Source organism: Nonomuraea lactucae, assembly GCF_003313395.1.
Classification (GTDB): Bacteria; Actinomycetota; Actinomycetes; order Streptosporangiales; family Streptosporangiaceae; genus Nonomuraea; species Nonomuraea lactucae.
On sequence record NZ_QNFZ01000671.1, the window covers coordinates 1 to 2990 of the forward strand.

A 2990-nucleotide genomic window follows, 5' to 3' on the forward strand; every position below is an offset into this window, starting at 1 on the left:
AGCACCAGCGCGGCCCCCAGGGCGGCGAGCAGGGCGGGGGTGGCGGGGCGCGGGCAGAGGCGCGGCCAGAGCCGCTCGGCGATCGACTCGCCTTCCGGCTCGCCCAGCGGGGGCAGGGCGTCCACCAGGCCCGCGACGAGACGGCGGCCGGTGGCGGCCACCGAGCCAGGGTCGAGGTGGTGGCGCAGCGTGTCGGACGCGCCGAGGACCGTGGTGATCACCTGGAGCCGGTCCAGCGGGAGGAGGCCGGCGGGCAGGCCGCGCTGGGCGGCGACGGCGGCCCGCAGGGCGTCGGGGTCGCTCTCCCAGGGCGTCCCCGGCGACCCGGGTGCACGGCTCCCCGTCCACAGCCACTCGGCGACGGCCTCGAACGCGGCCGTGCGCGCGAGGACGAGGGCGTCGCGGCCCCGGTAGTGCGGGCGGTCGGGGCCGAGGGCGGTGACGGCCGACTCGATGACCAGCTCCGGTGGCTGGCCGCGTGGCCGCCCCCGCCGGGCCAGCCGCTCGATCTCGGCCGCGTCGAAAAGGCTGCGCCTCCCGTCGTCACCGCGGCGCCGCGCGAGGAGGCCCCTGCTCACGTAGGCGTACAGCGTGGCGGGCTTCACGCCCAGCCGCTCCGCCGCCGCGGCGGCGTCGATCCACTCCACGCCGCGCCTCCCTGCGAATGTTGATGAAAATCAATATTGATACACATTGAACGAGCGTGTCAACGTGGACGTATGCCCCGAGTTCACTTCCTCGACGTGACGAACCGCGACGGCGCGCAGACCGCGCGAACCGGCCTGTCGAAGTTCGGCAAGACCATGGTCAACCTCTATCTGGCCCGGCTCGGCGTGGCGCAGTCCGAGATCGGCTTTCCCTTCCTGTTCCACGAGGTCCCGTACGTCAGGGCGCAGGTCGCTCTGGCCGAGGCGGGGGCGTTCGGCGGGCTGAGGCTGTCCGGGTGGTGCCGCGGGGTGCCGCAGGACGTGGAGAGGGCGGCGCCGCTCGGCCTGCGGCACTACAACCTGTCGATCTCCACGTCCGACTACATGATCCAGAACAAGTTCCGGGGCCGCCTCGACCGTGACGCGATCGTCCGGGAGATGTCGGCCGCGGTCAGGACCGCCAAGGCCGCCGGCGCCGAGACGGTGGGCGTGAACGCCGAGGACGGGTCGCGCACGGATGACGGGTTCCTGGTGGAGTTCGCGCTGGCGGCCAAGGAGGCGGGCGCCGACCGGGTCCGCTACTGCGACACCATCGGCGGCGACACCCCCGACCGGATCCGCGAGCGGTTCGCCAAGCTGGCCTCCGCCACCGCGATGCCGGTCGAGACCCACTGCCACAACGACCTCGGCCTGGCCGTGGCCAACTCCGTGTCCGGCGCGCTCGGCGACCTGGAGGCCGGCCAGGACGCCTGGGTCAACACGTGCGTGAACGGCATCGGCGAGCGTTCCGGCAACGCCGACCTGCTCTCCACGATCCTCGCGTTCCGGCACGGCTTCGGGCTGGACGTGGAGATCGGTGACGCTCTCGACCTGTCGTGGGCGCGCCGGTTCGGGCTCTGGGCGGCCTACGCGTTCGGGCAGCCGCTGCCGTACAACCAGGTGGGGGTCGGGCGCAACGCGTTCGCGCACGAGAGCGGCATCCACGCCGACGGCGCGCTGAAGGACCACGGCAACTACGAGCTGTACGACGAGACGACGCTCGGGCCGTTCCCGGACGACTGGCACGCGCGCGACGGCCGCGTGGTGCTGACCGGCGAGTACGGCGGCAAGGCGGGGTTCCGGCACGTCATGGAGGGGCTGGGCGTCGAGGTGCGGGAGGAGGAGCTCGCGTTCAGGGTGGTCCAGCTCTGCAACGCGATGACCGGCCGCCCGCTCACCGACGACGAGCTGCGCCTGATCGCCGCGTATCCGCGCGAGCTGTCACTGCTGTTCCCCGGCTACGAGAGCATCCGAACGATGTGCTCGTAGGCGTCCTCTCGCCGGCCTGGGCCGCGAGAACGGCATAGTTCAGTCTTGTCCGTGCCGACGCTGTATGCGCGAAGGCCCTCCTGGTCGGCCTGCCAGATCGACCGGCCGCCGCGGTGATCCGCCCGGCGGCCCGCCGCGAGGCCTCGCGCGTTCACAGGCGGCCGGAGCCCGTCTCCGGCAGGGCGAGCAGGCAGAGCAGGCTCAGCACGGCCATCGCCGCGACGTAGCCGCCGACGGCCGTCACGCCCGCGCCCCCCGCCTGCAGGCCCGTGGCGACCAGCGGCGGCACCGCGCCGCCCAGGACCCCGCCGAGGCTGTAGGCGACGGACGCGCCGCTGTAGCGGAACTCGGTGCTGAACAGCTCCGGCAGGTACGCGCCCATCGGCCCGAAGACCAGCCCCATCAGGCCGAGGGCCCCGGCCAGGGCCAGCCCGGCGAGGGCGAGCGACCCCGTCTCCATCAGCGGGAACATCACCGGCCCCCACCCGGCCGCCGCGGCGGTGCCGGCGAGGAGGACGCGGCGGCGGCCGAGGCGGTCCGAGGCGGACGCCGACACGGCGGTGCACACCGCCATCACGACCACGCCGCCCATGGTGAGGGCCAGCATGGTGGTCCGCGGGACGCCCAGAGTCGCCGTGCCGTACGCCAGGCAGTAGGTGGTGGCGGTGTAGAAGAGCGTGTACGCGATCGTCACCGCACCCGCGCCGAGCAGCACGCGCCGCCACTGGTGCCGGAGCAGCCCGGCGAGCGGGACCCGGGCGATCCGGCGTTCGTCGATGGCGGCCCGGAAGGCCGGGGTCTCGGAGATCCTCAGCCGGACGTACAGGCCGACCGCCACGAGCGGGAGGCTGGCCAGGAACGGCAGCCGCCAGCCCCACGCCCTGAACTCCTCGTCGGACAGCGTCCGGCCGAGGACGAGGAAGAACCCGTTCGCGGTCAGGAACCCGGCGGCCGGGCCGAGCTGCGGGAACATCGCGTACAGCCCGCGCCGGCCCGGCGGCGCGTGCTCGGCGGCCAGCAGCGCCGCGCCGCCCC

The 2990-nt window shown here is 73.9% G+C and carries 3 protein-coding genes; 1 reads left to right on the top strand and 2 read right to left on the bottom strand.

Translation table 11 applies throughout. From position 1 onward, the window contains the following. A partial coding sequence (locus tag DQW85_RS25150) for a helix-turn-helix domain-containing protein (protein ID WP_113702456.1) occupies positions 1-647 on the bottom strand: 647 nt, incomplete at its 3' end. Positions 648-719: 72 nt separating this feature from the next. On the opposite strand from DQW85_RS25150, the gene DQW85_RS25155 reads away from it, so the two are divergent. Then, entirely contained in the window at positions 720-1955 is a 1236-nt protein-coding gene (locus tag DQW85_RS25155) for a LeuA family protein (protein WP_113702457.1), read from the top strand. 151 nt (positions 1956-2106) lie between these two features. On the opposite strand, the gene DQW85_RS25160 is transcribed toward DQW85_RS25155, so the two are convergent. Next, positions 2107-2990 (bottom strand): MFS transporter (locus DQW85_RS25160; RefSeq protein ID WP_113702458.1); only part of this gene is annotated, 884 nt, incomplete at its 5' end.